The following is an 18,820-nucleotide window of genomic DNA, read 5'->3' on the forward strand; positions in this document are numbered from 1 at the left end:
GGGGGAGCGTCAAGGGAGGGGTGTGTCAGGCAGGAGGGTGGTGAGGGCGGTGGTGAAGGCGTCGGGGTTGTCGAGCATGATGTTGTGGCCCGAGTCCGGGACGGCGATCACCCGAACGCCCGAGGCGCGCAGCTCCTCGACCCCGGACGGCTCGTCGGCCTCCGGGTGCAGGTAGGCCCGCGGTATCGACAGACCTGCCAGCAGTTCGCGCATGGTCGGCGTGGTGCCCTCGGCCAGCCCCACCGCGGTGCGGTGCAACGCCCGCAGATCGGCCAGCCGCATCGTGGACCACCAGTGCGGCCCCACCCGCGCACGCACCTCCCTCCAGCCGCCCGATACGAACTCCTCCTCGTCGTAGGCCGCGATGCCGCTGCCGCCCGGCGGCACGGGAACCCGGGGATAGGGGTCGAGGTTCGCGTCGACCAGGATCAGATCGGTGACCAGTTCCGGATGCCGTGCGGCGAGCACGATGGCCACCGCGCCGCCCATGCTGTGGGCGATCACCGCAGAACCGGTCGCGCCCGCCTTGCGCAGTGCCTCGGCGAGCGCGTCGGCGTGGGCCTCCAGCGAGTACGAGAAGTCGTGCGGCCGGTCGCTGATGCCGAACCCGAGCAGGTCGATCAGCAGGGACCGGTGCCGCGGCAGCAGCGGATGTCCGGCGACCCCCGCGTAATAGGGCGCCGACGTGGCGCCGAGCCCGTGGACATAGACCCGCGCCGGCTCCGCCCCCGGCAGCTCCACCCAACGCATCCGCGCGCCGCTCGGATGAACGATGACGTCGTGCACTCGTACCTCCTCCAAAATATCGACCACGAGGTATATCGAGGCCGATGTATGTCGATAGCAAGATACATCGTCATGGGGGTACGCTGCTGCCCATGCTGGAGTTGGCGATACTCGGTTTCCTCAGAAGTCGGCCTTTGCACGGCTACGACCTGCGCCACCGGGTGGCCGCCTTGATGGGCCACGTACGTCCGGTGGCCGACGGCACGCTCTACCCGGCGATCAAGCGCATGGTCGCCGCCGGCTGGCTGCTCAGGAACGACGAGCCCGGCCTGTCCGCCGCGCCCCGGCGCGTGCTCCACCTGACGCCGGAGGGCCGCGCCGAGCTGGAACGACGGCTTCGCGAGCCGGACGAGCTCGACATCAGCGACGAGAACCGCTGGTTCACGATGCTGGCGTTCCTGCGGCATCTCGACGATCCGGGTGAGCAGGCCGCCGTGCTCCGCAGGAGGCTGACGTTCCTGGAAGAGCCGACCAGTTTCTTCTACGACGACGACCGCCCGATGGCCGCCGAGGACTTCGACGACCCGTTCCGCCAGGGCCTGCTGACCATCGCGCACGCCACGAGCCAGGCCGAGTTGGCCTGGCTCCGCGACACCATCGAGCACCTGGAGTCCGGCGAGCGCCGTACGTCCTGAGTCAGACTGGAATGCGTGACTCGCGGCGCAGCAGCGCCGCGAGAGCGTCGGGGTCGGCGGCGGTCACGCCCTTCGCGGCGAACCACGTGGCGACGTTGCGGGCGTCGCGGTCGAGGTACGACGGGCCCGATGGGTGGGCGATGACATCCACGATCTGCGGCAGGTCGATGATCACGATCCTGTCCTGGTGCACGAGCAGGTTGTACGGCGACAGGTCGCCGTGGGCGAGCCCTTCGCGGGCCAGCGTGACCATGGCGTCCACGAGCTGTTCCCAGAGGTCGTCGAGGTCGTCCGTCACCTGCGCCAGCCGGGGCGCGGCGTACCCGTCCGGGGTGCCGATGAACTCCTGCAGGATCTCCGTGCCCACGATCTGCACGGGGTACGGCACCGGCATGCCCAGCCCCCGCAGCCTGCACAGCGCCTCGAACTCCGCGACCGCCCACTGCGCGGCGATCGCCTGCCTGCCGAAGGCGGTGCGGCCGGCCATGGCCCGGTTGGTGCGGTCGTCACGGGTACGCCGCCCCTCCAGGTAGCCGGAGTCGCGGTGGAACAGGCGGTGTTCGAAGGAGCGGTAGCGCTTGGCGGCCAGCAGGCACACCCGGTCGGTGCCGGGCACGCCGCGGGAGATCAGATGGACGTCGGCTTCCTTGCCGGTCTTGAGCACGCCGTGCTCGGTGTCGACGGCGGCCAGGTCGGTGACCAGCCAGTCGGGATACGGACGCGGCCCCTTCTCCAGGGGCGTGCTCTGGTCCCAGGTGGACCAGCGGTCGCCCTCCGGCGGGCCGTCGTCGGCCTCGGGGGTGTTCTCCAGCCAGTCGATGTCGTCGGCGTCGAGGGCGTACTTGCCACGGCGACGGTGTTGCGAGTGCTTCGGCACGGTGGGATGACTCCAGGTGTGAGACCCACCGGCGCGAATCAGGTCAGCGAGGATCCGGTGGGAAGGTGCAGGGACGCGGAAAACGGCACGCGAACATTCGTCGTCACGGTCTCACCACTCCCTTCACGGCTCACTGCGATCAGCTCGCATGAGTATCCCGAGCTGCCCCCACCCGCGCAACCGGTTTTCTCCGGCATCCCATCGACGGCCGCCCACCTGGCCTCGCCGGTCACCACGGGCCTCTCCAGAAGGCGCGTGTGAAGGACGACAGCCTCAAATGAGATGACGTCCGAAGCCGGGACTCTCGCCGGCGGGTTGTCAGCGAAGGCGGGGCTGCCGGCGAAGCGGGGGTTCCGCCGACGGTCCGTGCCGTCCCAGCCGAAATATCGTGATGCGCCCGCCCTGAGGGCGTGTGTACCGTCGTTTGCATGCGACGATGCGCGGACTGCGGCCACTACGAGCCCGCGGGCGCGCCCGGCTGCGCCCGCTGCGCGTCCCTGGTTGACGAGATCGTCGAACAAGACTGGCGGACCTTCCTGAAGCGGGAGTTCGCCACGATTCGGCCCGGAGACGAGCAGCTCGTCGCCGCGATGGTCGTTGACGAGCCCGACAAGCACCCATGGCGCGTGGTCGACGCCGCCTACGACCGCCTCACCTGCCAGGAGTGCGGCGGCAGGCTCAGCAGGGGCCCGGCCGGCTGCGGCCCGTGCGACCTGGCCGACGGCTTCCGGTACTCGGCGATCGAGACCGACCGTCCGGGTGTCCCGCCGGGCAACGAACACGCGCTGCGGGTCAACGTGGCAGTGACCCGCCGCACCTCCGGCGTCTCCCCGTCCGAGGCCCTGCTACGTCGCCTCTCGCTGCCCCTCCTCCTGGACGGCCACCTCCCCACCCGCGCCCAGGCACAGGCCACCAAGGCGCTGGCCAGAAAGGGCGCCACCGATAAGGAACTGTCCGCCTTCATCCACAACGAGTGGGGCAGGCCCTAGTCGGCGACGCGGCGCAGGTCGAGGTCGATGTCGACGTCGAACCCGATCGAGGTCTGCAGCCGCTTGCGGTGGATGCCGGTCGGCACGTAAGCCCGCACCGACGGTTCCAGCTCGAAGGTGTAGGCGACCGGCATGTCGTCTTCTTGCTCGATCCGCCAGAAGTGCTTGATGCCGGCGTTGGAGTACTTGACCGGCTTTGTGGTCCGATCGCGCTCCTGGGACTCCTCCGAGACGACTTCCACGACGAGATGCACGTCCTCCGGCTTGAAAGACCTGATCCTGTTGCTGAAGGCAGTTCGGTTGACCAGGAGGACGTCGGGCTCGGGTCGCTGACGGAGCCCTAGGGTGACAGCCATCTCACGTACGGCCATGAGCTCTGCCGGAGGGCGGAGTGACCGCTCGAACAGGCGAAGGGTAAGCATGTGGAAGCCGGTCTGCGGCGACATCATGATGAGGGACCCATCGATCAGCTCGACGTGCCGAGGCGCGCCGGGGGGAAGATGATCGAGCATGTCAGCGGTCCAGCCGCCGGGAGGGCCGGGATAGAACCACTCCGGCAAAGCCATGCTCATCCGGACCCCTCCTCAGCCGGTCTCACGCCACGTGTCCATGGTGTCACACATAGCGGTGTTCAGGGGCGGTCGTTGCGGTCTTCCAGTGAGCGGCGGTAGAGATCGTCGATCTCGTCCAGCGGGTCGGGCGCGTGGCGCCGGGCCTCGATCTCGAGGTCGGTACGGGAGGTCAGGTCGGCGATCCCGGTGGCGCTGTGCCGGACCTGGTCGCTCATGAGGTCGGCGCGGATGCGGGCGCACATGGCCGTCAGCTTGGCCTGGTGCTCGCGGAGCCGGTCGAGGGTCACGTGGTCGACGAACTGCGACATCCGGTGCTGCTGGGCGTACATGCCGAGCTGGCCGTCGTGCACGTCGGCCTGGGCCTGGAGGTCGGCGAGCAGGCGGGGCAGGTCGCCGAGACCCCACCCGTCACGCTGGGCCTGCTCGACGGCCTGCCGGGTGAGCGACACCTCGCGGCGCAGGTCGAGCCGGAAGCGCTCGACCTCGGCGGCCACGCCCGTGCCCATCGCGTTGACGTGGGTCGCGATCCGGTTGGAGGCCTGCTTCGCCTTCACCGCGGCCTTCTTGCCCAGCCTGACCAGCAGGTAGATGCCGACGCCCCCCAACAGCAGGAGGAACGCGAAGACCGCCAGCACGATGACGATGAACTCGGTGATGTCCGCCACCTCCCATGGGCGTCCGATGCTTTGAAGAATAGCCCGCCGGAGCGTTCGTGGCGCAGGCTGTCGAGCGAGCCCTTGTGGTGAGCAAAGGGCCGTGTTTCAGTTCACATGGTGACAGAAGCATGATCCCGGAAGGGACGGAAACCGTGCTCGAAGGCAAGATTGTGATCATTACCGGTGGAGCGAGAGGAATGGGCGCCGCCACCGCCCGGCGCTGCGCCGCCGCCGGGGCGCGGGTCGTCCTCACCGACGTGCTGGCGGACGAGGGCGCGGCCACCGCCAAGGAGCTCGGCGCCCGGTTCGTGCCCCACGACGTGACCAGCGAGGACGACTGGGCCACGGTCGTCGCCGAGACCGTGGAGGAACACGGCCGCCTCGACGGGCTGGTGAACAACGCCGGCATCCTCGCCATGAACGCGATCGAGCAGCACTCGCGCGCGGAGTTCGAGAAGGTGCTGCAGGTCAACCTGGTCGGCGTCTTCCTCGGCCTGAAGGCGGTCGCCGGGGCGATGCGGGCGTCCGGCGGCGGCTCGGTGGTCAACCTGTCGTCGGTGGCGGGCCTGTTCGGGCTGCCCGCCACGGGTGCGTACGGTGCCTCGAAGTGGGGCGTGCGCGGGCTCACCAAGATCGCGGCGATGGAGTTCGGACGCGACCGCATCCGGGTCAACTCGGTGCATCCCGGCATGATCGTCACCCCGATGACACAGTCGCTCGGCGCGGCGTCGGGTGAGGGCACGTTCGGCCTGGCTCCCGCCGGGCGCTGGGGCGAGCCTGAGGAGGTCGCTGAGGCGATCGCGTTCCTGCTGTCGGACGCGGCCTCGTACATGACCGGGGCGGAACTGTCCGTGGACGGCGGCTGGAGCGCGGGGGAGAGCGGCCTGCTGCCTCCGCTGCCCAGGCGCGGCGACCCGTCATCGTGACCGGCGGGCGCGGCGGCGGCGTACCTTCCTGATCAGGAAATAGGCCAGTACGGCGAGCAGCAGCAGCGCGACGACCACCAGCACCGGCGCGAAGACGGCGAGGAGGCTCATCCCGAGCGCCCCGGCGTCCTCGGCGGTGCTCACGACAGGGGCGCCGACCCCTGCCGTCCCCGCGTTGACCACCGGACGCGTCACGGCCTTCATCGCGTGGACGGCCAGCGCCACCATGATGCCGAGCAGCCACCCGGCCCACGGGTGCGCGGCCATCCAGGAGGAGTTCTCGAGCTCGGAGGCGGCGCTCGTGGCCGAGAAGACCACGCCGCCGGAGGCCGGGCGCACCACGGTCTGGATCGCGTCGTTGACGCTGTCGACCGCGGGCACCTTGTCGAGCACCGTCTCGGCGAGCAGCAGCACCGCGAGCACCGCGAGCACGCCCCAGTCGGACAGCCAGCCGTAGCCGTCGGGCAGGCGCACGGCGTCGGTGAGATTGGCGAGCACACCGACGACGAGCAGGGGGATGTAGGCGTTCAGGCCGGCGGCCGTGGACAGGCCCAAACCGGTCAGTGCGGCGAGCATGCACCCAGTCTGCCCGCCCTAGTCGGTACGCGTGGCGTCCACCATGAGCAGCTCCAGACCGGGATCGGCGAACTCGGCCAGCGCCCGCTCGTACTTCTCCATGCCCCACGACCAGAAGTCGAAGTCGATGGTGTCGTTGGCGCTGTGCTGGATGGAGGCCCACAGGGTCCAGCCGTACTTGGACATCAGGCCCTGCAGCCGGGCCCGCGCGATCTTGTTGCGCAGCGGGCGCCCGTAGTAGGCGGTGACGAGCTGCTCCAGGTGGCCGAGCGGCAGGGCCGACTCGCTCCAGATGTTGCCGAGCTCGAAGCAGGGGTCGTTGTTGCCGGCGTACTCGTAGTCGATCAGCCACAGGCGTTCGCCGTCGTCGAGGATGTTGCCGGGCAGCAGGTCGTTGTTGCACGGCACGGTGCCCTCGTCGCGGACGGCGAGACACGTGCGCAGCTCGGCGACCCGCGGCATGAAGTCGAGGTAGCGCGGCGGCAGGCGGTAGCCGCGCTCGCGCACGATCGCCAGGTAGTGCCGCTGGATCTCGAACATGTCGAAGTCGCGGACGAACCGCGGCCCCGCGTGCAGCCGCCGGCACGCCTGCGCCACCCTCGGCAGGTTGGCCGGATCGAGCAGGTCGGCCTCGGTGAACGTGCGCGCCGGGACGTACCCGACCACCAGCACTCCGAGCTCGGGCAGGAAGTCGTGCACGGGCGCGCCCACCCCGGCCTTCGCCGCCGCGACCGAGTCGGCGTGCTCGGCGTGGCGGTCGATGCCGAGAAGCGCGCCGTCGCTGGCCCACACGCGCACCACGTACGTGCCGGAGGGCGTGGTGACCTTGTAGTTGTGGTTGGTCAGGCCGCCGGGCAGCTTCTCGACGGAACGCGGGACGCCGGACAGCCGGGGGATGCGGTCGAGGACCTCGGGCACGGCCATGCTCGATGCTACGTCCGGCGTCCTGAACGGTCTAGACCTTTTGTGGCGTGCCGGTTAGCCTCCGATAATGAGCGACTCGGCCCGCATCGTGATCATCGGGGGCGGCGTGGGCGGCACGTCCGTCGCCTTCCACCTCACCCAGCTCGGCGAACGCGACGTCGTCCTGCTCGAACGCGACGAGCTCACCAGTGGCTCCACCTTCCACTCCGCCGGTCTCGTCGGCCAGCTGCGCGCCGACCCGACGCTGACCCGGATGAACCAGTACTCCGTCGAGCTCTACCGCACCCTCGACGCCGGCTGGAGCGAGTGCGGCGGCATCAAGCTGGCCTCCACGCCCGAGCGGATGCAGGAGATCCGCCGTCAGATCGGCTGGGCGCGCACGTTCGGGCTGCCGCTGGAGGAGATCTCGGTGGCCGAGGCCGTGGAGCTGTTCCCGCTCATGGACCCGGAGGGCGTGGTCGGGGCGGCGTACCTGCCGACCGACGGGCAGATCGACCCGTCCCAGCTGTGCTACGCCCTCGCCGCGCGCGCCCGCGAGGGCGGCGCGACGATCAGGACCCGCACCCGCGTGCTCGGCATCACGGTCGCGCACGGCCGGGTCACCGGGGTGCGCACCGACCAGGGCGACATCGACTGCGAGATCGTGGTCGACTGCGGTGGCATGTTCGCCGCCGAGATCGGGCGCATGGCGGGCGTGCGCGTCCCGATCGTGCCCATGTCGCACCAGTACGTGATCACCGACGCCTTCCACGACCATCCGGTCCTGCCCACGCTGCGCGACCCCGACCTGCTCGTCTACTACCGGCAGGAGGTGCGGGGCCTGGTCATGGGCGGCTACGAGCGCACGTCCGCGCCGTGGACGGCAGGGCCTGACTCGTACGACGCGGTGCCGGCCGACTTCAACGGCCGCCTGCTGCCGGAAGATTGGCCGAGATTCGAGGAAATTTCGGAGAATTCCCGGATTCGCGTCCCGGCCATGGCCGACGTCGGCATCCGCAAGATGATCAACGGCCCCGAGGCGTTCACCCCCGACAACGAGTTCTGCCTCGGCGAGACCGAGGTCGGCGGGTTCTTCGTCGCCGCCGGGTTCTGCGCGCACGGCATCGCGGGCGCGGGCGGCATCGGCAAGGTCATGGCCGAGTGGATCGTCGAGGGCGAGCCCGGCATGGACGTCCGCCACATGGACATCCGCCGCTTCGACCGCCACTACCGCTCGCCGTCGTACACGGTCAAGCGGGCGGTCGAGAACTACGAGACGTACTACGACATCCGCTACCCCGGCCACGAGCGGTCGGCGGGACGGCCGCTGCGCGTCTCCCCCGCCTACTCCTGGCACGTCGCCCACGGCGCGGTCTTCGGCGAGAAGGCCGGATGGGAGCGGGTCAACCACTACACCGCCGCCGACCCCGACGACACCGGCGAGCGTCCCCGCGGCTGGGCGGGCCGGTCGTGGTCGCCCGCGATCGGAGCCGAGCACCGGGCCACCCGCACGACGGCAGGGCTGTTCGACGAGAGCTCGTTCGCCAAGATCGAGGTCACCGGCCCCGGCGCCGCCGCGCTGCTGGAATGGGTGTGCGACAACCGGGTCGCCCGCGAGATCGGCGCCGTCACCTACACCCAGGCACTCAACCGGCGCGGCGGCATCGAGTGCGACTTCACCGTCACCCGGCGGGCGCAGGACGAGTTCCTCGTCGTCACCGGCACCGCGTTCGGCACGCACGACCTCGGCTGGCTGCGCAAGCAGGCGCGGCTCACCGGATCGACGGCCAGGATCACCGACGTGACCGGCCGGTACGCCTGCTTCGCCCTGTGGGGCCCGCGCGCCCGCGACATCCTGTCCCGGCTGACGCCCGACCCGCTCGACTTCCCGTTCATGTCGTCGCGCGAGATCACCGTGGGCGACGTGCCGGTGCTGGCGCTGCGCGTGACGTTCGTCGGTGAGCACGGCTGGGAGCTGTACTGCTCCAGCGAGTACGGCCTCGCGCTGTGGCAGGCGCTGTGGCGGGCGGGCGAGCCGCACGCGCTGGCGGCCTGTGGCTACCGGGCCATCGACAGCCTGCGCCTGGAGAAGGGCTACCGGGTGTGGGGCGCCGACATCGGCCCCGAGACGACCCCGTACGAGGCCGGCCTCGGCTTCTGCGTCAAATCCGACAAGGAGTTCCTCGGCCGCGACGCGCTCGACCCCGAGCCGGAGCGGCGGCTGCGCTGCGTGAGGCTGGCCGACCCCCGCGCGGTGGCGCTCGGCAACGAGCCGGTGCGGGTGGACGGCCGGGTGGTCTCGCGGGTGACCTCCGGCGGCTACGGCTACACCGCCCGCGCCTCCATCGCCTACGCCTACCTCGCCGCCGAGGTGGCTCCGGGCGCGGAGGTCGAGATCGAGGTCGAGGGTGCGTGGGTGCCTGGCACGGTGGTCAAGGGTCCCGTCGTTCCGTGACGCCGCTGCGCACCGAGATGCGCACCCGGTCAGGACGGAACAGGTCGCGGGCGTACTCCACGGGCGTGCCGTCGCCGGCGTGGGCCGTGCGCTCGATCAGCATGAGCGGCGTGCCCGGCTCGATGCCGAGTTCGGCCGCCTCCCCCTGCCGGGCGATCACCGGGGTGAGCTGCTCGTCCGCCGTACGCGGCTCCAGGTCGTAGCGCTCGGCCAGCAGCGCGTACAGCGACCCGGTGAGGTCGTGCCCGAGCAGCCCGGGCAGGTCGGGGAAGTACGAGCGTTCCAGTGCCAACGGCGACCCGCCCGCCGAGCGCACCCGCGCGATCTCGTTCACCGGCGTGCCCTCCGTCACCCGCAGGGCACGGGCCACGGCCGCGGACGAGGGCACGCTCGCCGCCCGGAGTACCCGCGCCTCGGCCCGCAGGTGGGCGCGGCGCACCTGCTCGGTGAACCCCGCGAGGCCGGTCAGGTCGCACTCGATGCGCGGCTCGGCCACGAACGCCCCGCCCGACCGTCCGGGCACCCGCAGCAGCACGCCGTCGCGTTCGAGGGTGGCGAGGGCCTGCCGGAGCGTCATCCGGCTCACGCCGAGCCGCCCGGCCAGCTCCCGCTCACCGGGCAGCCGATCGCCTGGCGCCAGCTCGCCGTCGCCGATCGACCGCAGCAGCCACCGCTCGATCTGCACATGAGCCGGTACGCCGGTGCCGCGCTCCAGCTCAGGCGGTATCCCGACCACACGCGCATCGTAGCCCGATAACTCCCTTTTGCCCGCCCCAGGGCCCGGTGGGTATTGCCAGGGCTCCATGGTGTTGTCACGATCATGATGGAGCTCCAGGACGGCAGGAGCGGGCTCGGGGTGAACGGAACGATGCTGGATGAGGCGCGTCGCTGACGAGTACGTCTCACGCGTGGCCATGCCGTGGGAGCTACGGGTCAGCCGGGCGGCGATCGCGCTGCTCGCGTTGGCCTTCTTCGCGCGCTCGCTGCTCCACCTCGCCTCCACCGGGCCGGTGCTCCTGCGGGTCGCCGGCGTGCTGCTCGGCGTGCTGGTGCTGGCGCTCTACGTGCTGGTGGTGGTGACCGGCCCGGCGCCGCGCGGGCGGCTGCCGGCGCTGGCCGTGATGGTGCTGCTCGCGTACGTGCCGCTGGCCTTTCTGGGGGAGTGGTGGACGGCCGTCATCTACCTCGCGGCGATGACCCTCACCCTGCTTCCGCTGCCGTACTCCGTCCTTGCGTTCACGCTGGTCGTCGCGGGTGAGGTGCCCACGGCGCTGCTGTTCGGCGACAGTCTGGCCGAGGCCGTCTACTCGGCGCTGCGGGTCGCCATGCCGGCGGTGCTGCTCCACTCCCTGTCCCGCTTCGCCGGGGCCGCCAAGGCCATGTACGAGACCAGGGCCCAGCTGGTGGTGGCGGAGGTGGGGCGGGAGCGCGAACGTATCGCGGCCGAACTGCACACCGTCCTGGGCGAGCGCCTGACGGAGCTGCGCCGGCAGGGTGAGCGGGCGCTGCAGCACGTCGACGGCGACGACGCCCGACTGCGCGAGGAGCTCGCCGGCATGCTCACCCTCGCCCGCGACGCGCAACGCGAGATGCGCGAATTCGCGTACCGGGAGCAACAACTGCACATGGGTAAGGAGCCGTTCCAAAAGTGACGATCATCATGTTATGGCGGTGTTAGTCGTCCCTAGCGGCAAATGTCAGAAAAGGTGAGTCTTGGGCCACAGGGCAGCGAGCAGTCCAGATGCCCGCTGCCTCTCCCGTCGGATCCCGGCCCCCGCAGGCCGGGCGGAAGGAGAGTGGCCACATGGCCGAAAGCCTCTACATTCTCGGCGATGACGACCGCAGGAAGTTCGCCCGTCTGATCGCCGCGGCGTGGGCGGACGAGGACGTCAAGAGCCGTTACGAGCGCGAGCCCCGGGTGATGCTGGAGGAGTACGGCATCGCCTACCCGCAGGGGGTCGCCACGCCGCCGCTGCCGGCCAAGCCCGTGGGCGAGTTCAGCGTCGAGGAGCTGGAGACCGCCGCCGGCGGCACCCTCGGCTCCGCCAGCTCCGTGAGCTCGGTCGGCACCGTCAGCGGCACCGCCGGTTCGGGCTTGACCGCGTCGACCGCGGGCAGCTCGGGCAGCTGACCCCTCCGCTCCGGGGGCGTGACGGCAGGCCGTCACGCCCCCAGGACCGAACTTTCCTTCGCCCATCGAGGTGACCTCATGTCGCAATCGCCCGAGCTCCCGTCCGAGGTTCGCAAGGCGTTCGCCCGGTTCGTGGCGCGAGCCTGGGCCGACGAGGCGGTCAGACAGGATTACGCGCGGGACCCGCGCCTCGCTCTGTCGCAGGGCGGCGTCGACTGGCCGGACGACCTGCCGGTGCCCGACCTGCCCGCACGCCCTGACAAGTCGCTGGATCTGGAGAGCCTGGAGTCCTCGGCCGGTGGCGCGCTCGGCACGATCGGCACCGTGAGCTGTCCGACCGGCTGCTTCGCCGGCGGTCAGTCGCAATCTCCCTAGCCGCAAGGACCCCGATGAAGCCTCGCATTCTTCTCACCCTCCTCCTCGTGCTGGCCTGCGTCCTCGCGAGTACCCCCGCGTCGGCGGCCGGCCGGCCGCCCCACCGCCCCCTGCCTCCGCTGCCGTCACGGGACGCGCTGCAGGCGATCCTCGAGGAGATCGTCAAGAACGGGACTCCCGGCGTGCTCGTCGAAGTGCGTGACGAGCGTGGCACCTGGACGAGCGCGGCCGGGACGGGCGACGTCGAGACCGGCGCCCCCATGCGCACGGACGGCAAGTTCAGGATCGGCAGCCTGACCAAGGCCTTCGTGTCCACCACGATCATGCAGCTGGTCCAGGAGCGGCGGCTGCGGCTCGACGACAGCGTCCAGAAGTGGCTGCCCGGGATGTTGCCCGGCCACGAGCGGGTGACCATCAGGCAGCTGCTCAACCACACCAGCGGCGTCTTCAACTACCTCGACGACCCGGTGATGTGGGAGGACTACATGAACCTCCGCTACCGCACCTGGCAACCGGAAGAGCTGGTGGGGGTGGCCACCGCGCACGGACCGCTCTTCGCGCCCGGGTCGGACTGGTACTACTCCAACACCAACTACGTCCTGGCCGGCCTGATCGTAAGGAAGGTCACGGGGCGGCCGGTGGAGCAGGAGGTACGCCGGAGGTTCATCGTCCCGCTCGGGCTGCGGGACACCAGCTTCCCCACGACCGATCCGAAGATCCACGGCCCGCACGCGCGCGGCTACCTCGGCGGGTACGTCGGTGACCCGTACGTCGAGGCGACCGAGCTGAACCCGTCCAGGATGTACGCGGCCGGAGCCATGATCTCCACCGCCTCCGACCTGAACCGGTTCTGGACGGCGCTGCTGGACGGCCGCCTGCTCCGCCCGAACCTGCTGCGCGAGATGCAGCAGACCGTGCCCGCGCTGGGCGGCGGCTACGGGCTCGGCATCAGCGTGTTCGAGCCGTGTGGCTTCCCGCTGTGGGGCCACAACGGCCGGATGCCCGGCTACGGTGTGCGCCTGCTGCAGACCGAGGACGGCCGGCGCCAGGTCACCGTGGCGTTCAACGTGCAGACCCTCAGCGAAACCCTGCTCCCGCTGCTCGACACGCTGCTGCTGACGGAATTCTGCGGCGAGGACCAGGCCGGGGTGGTGGGCAGTCCAGATGCCCACCACCCCGCGGAAAAAGCATCTCATATCGCAATCGTCGGAGGCTCGTGATGATCGTTGAACTCGTTTCCCGGCCGGCCGAGTGGGACCTGGTCCAGCGCCGCAGGTTCGGCGAGCTGACCGCGCGTGCCTGGGCCGACGGTGACCTGCTCCGCCGCTACGAACGCGACCCGCGCGCCGTGCTGACCGAGTTCGGCGTGAGCCTTCCCCCTGACGCGTCCGCTCCGCCCATCCCCGACCTGGCCGAGGACCTCGTCGTCGAGCCGCTCAACGGCGACGAGGGGTTGCTCCGCCCGTGCATGTGCAGCCTGACGCTGCCCTGCCTCGCCGACCCCCAGGTGGACGAGCTCTCATGACCCAGCCGATGGTGGACGCTCCGGGAGGAGAGCGGATAGACCGGCTCGTCTCCACCATCAGGGCGCGAGCCTGGCTGACCGTACTGGCCCTCCTCCTGGTGGCCGGGGCCGCTGCCGCCTGGGCCGTCGGAGGCCAGGTCCGCAGCGTGATCCAGATCGCGGGCGTGGTGGTGACGGGTGACGGTCCCGTCGCCGTACCCGCGCCCGGGGCCGGCAGCCTGGCCCAGACGCTCGTCAGGAAGGGCGGCGAGGTGTCCGCGGGAAGCCCGCTGGCCGTGCTGGCCGACGAGAAGGGAACCCGCCGCACCGTCACCAGCCCGGTGAGCGGACACGTCAGCAGGATCGCCGCGCCCGGCACCCCGGTCCTCGCCGGGACGGCGGTCGCGGCGATCGACACGGGAAGCGGACCGCCGCGGGCGCTGCTCCTCGCCGGCCCCGAGCAGGCAGGCGCGCTCACCCCCGGTCAGCCGGCCCGCGTCGCCCTGCCGGGAGCCTTCCTGTCCGGCCGGGTGAGCGAGGTCGGAGCCTACCCCGTCACCGACGAGGACCTCAGGCACCGGTTCGGCGACGTCCTGGCGGCCGCAGGGACGCGTCACCTCGTGACCGTGGATCTGCACGACGTCCGTGACGCCGTGGGGTTGAGTCGCGCCCAGGCCGAGATCACCGTCGCCGTCGTCCGTCCGATCGACGCGCTCCTGGGCGGAGGCGGCCTTGTCTGAGACCCGGACCCGGCAGCGCCCGGTGCGCACCGTGCGCCGACCGCAGATGGAGGACGCCGACTGCGGCCCCGCCTGCCTGAGCATCATCTTCGCCCACCACGGCCGGTACGTGCCCGTGAACGAGATCAGGGAGCACTGCGGGGTCGGCAGGGACGGCCTGTCGGGAAGAGGGCTCAAGGCCGCCGCCGATCGGTACGGCTTCGAGATCGGCGCCTGGCGGGTCGACGCCGCCGAGGTCGAGACCCTGGCCGTCCCGCTGATGGTCTTCGTCGACTCGCGGCACTACGCCGTACTCGAAGGGGTGCGCGGCCGCTGGGCGTACCTCAACGACCCCGCCGTCGGCAGGGTGCGCCTGACCCGAGCCGACTTCGCGCGCCGGTACAGCGGCGTCGCGCTGGTGATCAAGCCAGGCGACACGTTCGTGCCCGGCGGCCGGCGCTTCCCGCTCGCCAGGTCGATGGCCGCGAGGGCCCGGCCGTACGTGACCACGCTGCTGGCCATCGCCGCCGTCGCCGCGCTGCTCGCCATGCCGGCGGCGGTCACCGCGCTGCTCACCCGGCTCCTGCTCGGCCGGGTGATCGGCGCGGGCGACACCGCGTGGACGGCTCCCGCCCTGCTCGGCCTGCTGGCCTGCGCCGCCTTCGCCTTCGGTGGCGCCTGGGCGCAGCAACGGCTGCTCGCGGCGGTGCAGAGCGCCATGGCCGCCGACTTCTCCGGCCGCTACGTGTGGCGCCTGCTCAGGCTGCCGGGTGACTTCTTCCATCGCAGGCAGACCGGCGGGCTGGTGACGCGGATCTCGTTCGGCGCCGGGCTCGCCCTGCTGCTGTCGGACCGGGCGGCCACGGCCGTCGCGGCCCTGCTGGCGATGGCCGCGCACTCGTCCATCCTCTTCAGCTTCCACCCGTACTTCGCCGCGCTGGCGGGTGTGCTGGCCGCGGTCAACCTGGTCGCCATGCGCGCGGTCAGCCGGCGCAGTGCCCCGTACCAGCAGCAGCTCATCTTCGACGAGCACCGCCGCGACGGCATGGCGTTCAACGGCGTGTCGATGGCCGAGTCGCTCAAGGCCGACGGCGCGGAGGGCTGGTTCTTCGCCAAGTGGGCGGGACTCCAGGCCAGAGCTCTGCAGACCACACAGGACCTGGCCAGGGTCACGCAGTCGCTGTTGGTCGTGCCCGCCGCCCTCGGCACGCTGGCGGGAGCCGCCACGGTCATCTGCGGCGCGGTGCTCCTGTCCAGGGGAGAGGTGGGGCTGGAGACCGTCATCGCCGCCCAGTTGCTCGTCAGCGCCTTCCTCATGCCCGTCGCCTCGCTGGTGGGCTTGGGCGCCGAGGCGCAGATCGCGGTCGCGCAGACGAGCATGCTCGACGACGCGCTGTCGGCCGAGCCCGATCCACGCCACCGGGACCTGCCCGAGGTCCGCGACAGGGCTGCCCGCCTGCGTGGCCGGGTCGAGTTCGAGAACGTCACCTTCGGTTACGACCGTCAGCAGGGACCCGTCGTCAGCTCGCTGTCGTTCGTCGTGGAGCCGGGACGCAGGATCGCCGTCGTCGGCCGTACGGGCAGCGGCAAGTCCACGGTGGCCCGCCTGCTCACCGGCGCGGTGGAGCCCTGGTCGGGGCGGATCCTGTTCGACGGCGAGCCGCGCGGCGATGTGCCGCGTGAACTGCTCACCACCTCCATCGGCTATGTCGAGCAGCACCTGCAGGTGTTCGAGGGCTCGGTGGCCGACAACCTCACGCTGTGGGATCCGACGGTTCCCTCCTACCGGCTGCACCGTGCCCTGCGTGACGCCCACGTGGCGGAGGTGGTGCATCGGCGCGGCGGGCTGGAGGGCGGCTGGATCAAGGAACGCGGCCGCAACCTGTCCGGCGGCGAGCGCCAGCGCCTGGAGATCGCCCGCGCGCTCGCCCTGGCACCCGCGGTTCTCGTGCTCGACGAAGCCACCAGCGCCCTCGACGCGGAAACCGAGGCGTTGATCGACACCGAGCTCAGCGCCAGGGGATGCACCTGTGTGATCATCGCGCACCGGCTCAGCACCGTACGCGACAGCGACCTGATCCTCGTGATGGACGGCGGCCGTGTGGTGGAACGCGGTACCCACGCGGCGCTCCTCGCACAGGACGGCCGCTACCGGGCCCTGGTCGAGGAGGCCGTATGACGGGGACACGGGAGAGCGCCGGCTACGCGGTCAGTGAGATCGAGCTGATCGACCCCCATGCCTGCTGGCGCGTCGTCAGCGGCGCGGTCGACGTGCTGCTCTGCCCCGCCGACGGGCGTGGCCAACGGCATCCGGTGATCCGCGTGGAAGCCGGTCAGATCCTGTACGGCTTCGCCGCCACCGACCCGCCGGAGGGCTTCACCGTCGTCGCGGCCGCGACCGGACGGGAGACGTCCGTGCGGCGCGTACGCGGCAACCCCGCCGCGCTGTCGGCCTGGTCACGGCTCCTGGGCGGCCAGGGCGGTGCGGATGTGAGGGACCTTCGCCCGGTGCACCGTCGCAGGCTGCAGGACGTGCTGATCCTGGCGGAGGCCGAGGCCGCCGACCGGGACAACTGGCGCACCGCCAGGTCCGCCGCCACCCGCGAGACGTTCCGCCAGGCCTGCGCCGACCTCGGCGTCGCGGCGGGCGCCCGGCCCGCGCCCGAACTGCCCAGAACCTCGCGCGAGCACGCGGCGGCGGTACTGCGCGTCATCGGCGAGCAGTACGGGTTCGACGTCCCCATGCCCGCCGAGGCGGGCGACCCGCTGCCGGCCGCACTGGACGCGGCCAGGGCCAGGCACCGGCAGGTACGCCTGGAACCGGGCTGGTGGCGCTCGGCCACCGTGCCGCTCATCGGCTTCCTGCGCGACGGCGGCCGTCCCGTCGCGCTGCTGCCGCACCGCGGCGGCTACCGCCTCTTCGATCCCTCGAACCCGAGGCCGGGCGGCCGGTCGGACGTGGCCGCGGCCGAGCTGGAGGAACGGGCCTGGCAGATCTATCCGCCGCTCGGCACGGTGCCCGAGTCGCCACTCGCGCTGCTGGCCTACGGGCTGCGCGGCTCGGCCGGCGAACTGCTGGGACTGCTCGGCGCGGGGGCGGGAGCCGCGCTGCTCGGCCTCGCCGTGCCGCTGCTCACCTTCCGCCTGCTGTCGGCCTCGCTCGACCCAGATGACTCGGTCACGATGGTCTGGATCGCCGTCCTCATCGCCTGCGCGGTCGTCTCCGGCGCGCTCCTGCTCATGGTGCGCAACGCCGTCCTGGTACGGGTGCAGGGCAGGCTGCAGGAACGTCTCGAACCCGCGGTCTGGAGTCACCTGCTCGCCCTGGACGTACGCTTCATCACCGGCTACAGCACCGGAGAGCTGGTCCAGCGCGCCAACGCGGTGGCCGACATGCGCAGAGGGCTGGGTGACGCGGCGGTCAACTCGGTGCTCGGCGGCCTGTTCTCCGCCCTGGGTCTGCTGGTGCTGCTCGCCGTGGACTGGCGGCTGGCGCTCGCCGCCCTGACCGCGGTGGCGCTCCTGCTCGTCCTGCTCGGCCTGTGCGCGGTGCGGCAGCAGCGGCACGAACTCGTCGTGCACCAGCAATACGGCAAGATCTACGCACTGCTCTACGCCGGCCTCAACGCCATCGACAAGATTCACATCGCGGGCCGCGAGGCGCAGCTGTTCGGCCTGTGGTCGCGGCTCTTCGCCAAGCAGCAGCGAGCCGAGGCCGCGGCACGGCGCGAGCGCGCCAAGGCCACCGCGCTGGGCGCCGCGGCCCAGCCGTTGCTGCTGCTGGCCGTGGCGGGGGTCGGCGTGGCCGTACGGGTGCCCGCCGCCGGTCTGGTCGTGGCCGCGGTGGCGCTCGGCCAGTTCGTCCTGGCTCTGGGGCAGATGAGCATGGCGGTGGAGTCGGTCTTCGCGCTGCTGCCCCGCTACGAACGACTCAGGCCGCTGCTGCGGCAGCCGCCCGAGACGCCTCCCGGCGCGAAGGACCCGGGTGAGCTGACCGGGCTCGTACGCCTGCGTTCTGTCTCCTTCGCCTACCCCGGCACCGCGGCGCGGATTCTCGACGACGTCACGATGACGTTCCGTCCGGGCGAGTTCGTCGCCATCGCCGGACCCTCCGGGGCCGGCAAGTCCACCATCGTCCGGCTGCTGCTCGGTTTCGACGCGCCGCGTACGGGCCAGGTGCTGTACGGCGACGGCGATCTGCGCGACCTCGATCTGCGCAGGGTCCGCGCGCAGGTGGGCGTGGTCATGCAGCAGGCCAGAGTGTTGCGCGGCACCCTGCTGGAGAACATCGTGGGCGATCTGCCCGGCGCCACCGAGGAGGACGCCTGGAGGGCGGCCCGGCTGGCGGATCTCGACCAGGACATCGCCAGGCTGCCGATGGCGATGCACACGATGGTGGCCGAGGACAACGCGACGTTCTCCGGCGGGCAGCTCCAGCGTCTGCTCCTTGCCAGAGCGCTGGTCAAGCGCCCGCGGGTGCTCATCCTCGACGAGGCGACCAGCGCGCTGGACAACGTGACCCAGGCGGTGGTCAGCCGACGCGTCGCCGAACTCGACATCACCCGCATCGTGATCGCGCACCGGCTCAGCACCATCCGGTCGGCAGACCGGGTCTACCTCCTCGACCAGGGCAGGGTGGCGGCCGGCGGCACCTTCGACGAGCTGGTGAACGGCAGTGAGCTGTTCGCCCGCATGGTCCGCCGACAGGAGGTCTGA

Annotated in this window: 19 protein-coding genes; 12 read left to right on the plus strand and 7 right to left on the minus strand. The window is 71.3% G+C overall.

Annotated features, from left to right (window positions below):
• Positions 1-9: 9 nt before the first annotated feature.
• Entirely contained in the window at positions 10-786 is a 777-nt protein-coding gene (locus BLR04_RS23830) for an alpha/beta fold hydrolase (protein ID WP_245740440.1), read from the minus strand.
• A 92-nt stretch (positions 787-878) separates the two neighbouring features.
• On the opposite strand from BLR04_RS23830, the gene BLR04_RS23835 reads away from it, so the two are divergent.
• A complete protein-coding gene (locus BLR04_RS23835; RefSeq protein ID WP_090769206.1) occupies positions 879-1,421 on the plus strand; it encodes a PadR family transcriptional regulator in 543 nt (180 codons plus the stop codon).
• Between the two features lies 1 nt (position 1,422).
• Here BLR04_RS23835 and BLR04_RS23840 read toward each other — a convergent pair whose 3' ends face one another.
• Positions 1,423-2,298, minus strand: a complete 876-nt coding sequence (locus BLR04_RS23840) for a serine protein kinase RIO (RefSeq protein WP_090769208.1) — start codon at positions 2,296-2,298, stop codon at positions 1,423-1,425.
• Between the two features lie 428 nt (positions 2,299-2,726).
• Between BLR04_RS23840 and BLR04_RS23845 the strand changes: the two genes are divergently transcribed.
• Positions 2,727-3,287, plus strand: coding sequence for a hypothetical protein (locus BLR04_RS23845; RefSeq protein ID WP_245740442.1), 561 nt, complete (start codon positions 2,727-2,729; stop codon positions 3,285-3,287).
• On the opposite strand, the gene BLR04_RS23850 is transcribed toward BLR04_RS23845, so the two are convergent.
• The gene (locus tag BLR04_RS23850; RefSeq protein WP_090769210.1) at positions 3,284-3,859 is read right to left on the minus strand and encodes a Uma2 family endonuclease; all 576 of its coding nucleotides are present in this window, start codon (positions 3,857-3,859) and stop codon (positions 3,284-3,286) included. The two genes, BLR04_RS23845 and BLR04_RS23850, sit on opposite strands and share 4 nt — an antisense overlap.
• A gap of 59 nt (positions 3,860-3,918) precedes the next feature.
• Positions 3,919-4,524 carry a hypothetical protein gene (locus BLR04_RS23855; RefSeq protein ID WP_090769212.1) on the minus strand — a complete coding sequence of 202 codons (606 nt, stop codon included), beginning with the start codon at positions 4,522-4,524 and terminating at the stop codon, positions 3,919-3,921.
• Between the two features lie 119 nt (positions 4,525-4,643).
• Here BLR04_RS23855 and BLR04_RS23860 point away from each other — a divergent pair, with 119 nt between their 5' ends.
• Positions 4,644-5,441: a glucose 1-dehydrogenase gene (locus tag BLR04_RS23860; protein ID WP_090769213.1), complete on the plus strand. Its 798-nt coding sequence runs from the start codon at positions 4,644-4,646 to the stop codon at positions 5,439-5,441.
• Here BLR04_RS23860 and BLR04_RS23865 read toward each other — a convergent pair.
• Both BLR04_RS23865 and BLR04_RS23870 read right to left on the minus strand, forming a co-directional pair.
• Complete coding sequence (locus BLR04_RS23865) at positions 5,433-6,017, minus strand: DUF4126 domain-containing protein (protein WP_090769215.1); 585 nt, start codon at positions 6,015-6,017, stop codon at positions 5,433-5,435. The two genes, BLR04_RS23860 and BLR04_RS23865, sit on opposite strands and share 9 nt — an antisense overlap.
• An 18-nt stretch (positions 6,018-6,035) precedes the next feature.
• Positions 6,036-6,941, minus strand: coding sequence for a choline kinase family protein (locus BLR04_RS23870; protein ID WP_090769219.1), 906 nt, complete (start codon positions 6,939-6,941; stop codon positions 6,036-6,038).
• Between the two features lie 67 nt (positions 6,942-7,008).
• Between BLR04_RS23870 and BLR04_RS23875 the strand changes: the two genes are divergently transcribed.
• On the plus strand, positions 7,009-9,375 hold the full coding sequence (locus BLR04_RS23875) for a GcvT family protein (protein ID WP_090769221.1): 2,367 nt from the start codon (positions 7,009-7,011) through the stop codon (positions 9,373-9,375).
• Here BLR04_RS23875 and BLR04_RS23880 read toward each other — a convergent pair.
• Positions 9,353-10,111, minus strand: coding sequence for a GntR family transcriptional regulator (locus BLR04_RS23880; protein ID WP_176903259.1), 759 nt, complete (start codon positions 10,109-10,111; stop codon positions 9,353-9,355). The genes BLR04_RS23875 and BLR04_RS23880 overlap by 23 nt on opposite strands.
• A 139-nt stretch (positions 10,112-10,250) precedes the next feature.
• Here BLR04_RS23880 and BLR04_RS23885 point away from each other — a divergent pair, with 139 nt between their 5' ends.
• The 8 genes from BLR04_RS23885 (at position 10,251) to BLR04_RS23920 (ending at position 18,820) form a co-directional block, all read left to right on the plus strand.
• A complete protein-coding gene (locus BLR04_RS23885) occupies positions 10,251-11,027 on the plus strand; it encodes a histidine kinase (protein ID WP_143022164.1) in 777 nt (258 codons plus the stop codon).
• 152 nt (positions 11,028-11,179) lie between these two features.
• Entirely contained in the window at positions 11,180-11,506 is a 327-nt protein-coding gene (locus BLR04_RS23890; protein ID WP_090769227.1) for a hypothetical protein, read from the plus strand.
• A 78-nt stretch (positions 11,507-11,584) separates the two neighbouring features.
• Positions 11,585-11,881, plus strand: a complete 297-nt coding sequence (locus tag BLR04_RS23895; RefSeq protein WP_090769229.1) for a hypothetical protein — start codon at positions 11,585-11,587, stop codon at positions 11,879-11,881.
• Between the two features lie 14 nt (positions 11,882-11,895).
• Positions 11,896-13,101: a serine hydrolase domain-containing protein gene (locus BLR04_RS23900; protein WP_090769231.1), complete on the plus strand. Its 1,206-nt coding sequence runs from the start codon at positions 11,896-11,898 to the stop codon at positions 13,099-13,101.
• Positions 13,101-13,406, plus strand: coding sequence for a hypothetical protein (locus BLR04_RS23905; protein ID WP_143022165.1), 306 nt, complete (start codon positions 13,101-13,103; stop codon positions 13,404-13,406). Before BLR04_RS23900 ends, BLR04_RS23905 begins: the two co-directional genes overlap by 1 nt.
• Entirely contained in the window at positions 13,403-14,125 is a 723-nt protein-coding gene (locus tag BLR04_RS23910; RefSeq protein WP_090769235.1) for a biotin/lipoyl-containing protein, read from the plus strand. Before BLR04_RS23905 ends, BLR04_RS23910 begins: the two co-directional genes overlap by 4 nt.
• Entirely contained in the window at positions 14,118-16,283 is a 2,166-nt protein-coding gene (locus BLR04_RS23915) for a cysteine peptidase family C39 domain-containing protein (RefSeq protein ID WP_143022166.1), read from the plus strand. Before BLR04_RS23910 ends, BLR04_RS23915 begins: the two co-directional genes overlap by 8 nt.
• Positions 16,280-18,820: an ATP-binding cassette domain-containing protein gene (locus BLR04_RS23920; RefSeq protein WP_090769239.1), complete on the plus strand. Its 2,541-nt coding sequence runs from the start codon at positions 16,280-16,282 to the stop codon at positions 18,818-18,820. Before BLR04_RS23915 ends, BLR04_RS23920 begins: the two co-directional genes overlap by 4 nt.

Source organism: Nonomuraea maritima, assembly GCF_900100395.1.
GTDB classification, from domain to species: domain Bacteria; phylum Actinomycetota; class Actinomycetes; order Streptosporangiales; family Streptosporangiaceae; genus Nonomuraea; species Nonomuraea maritima.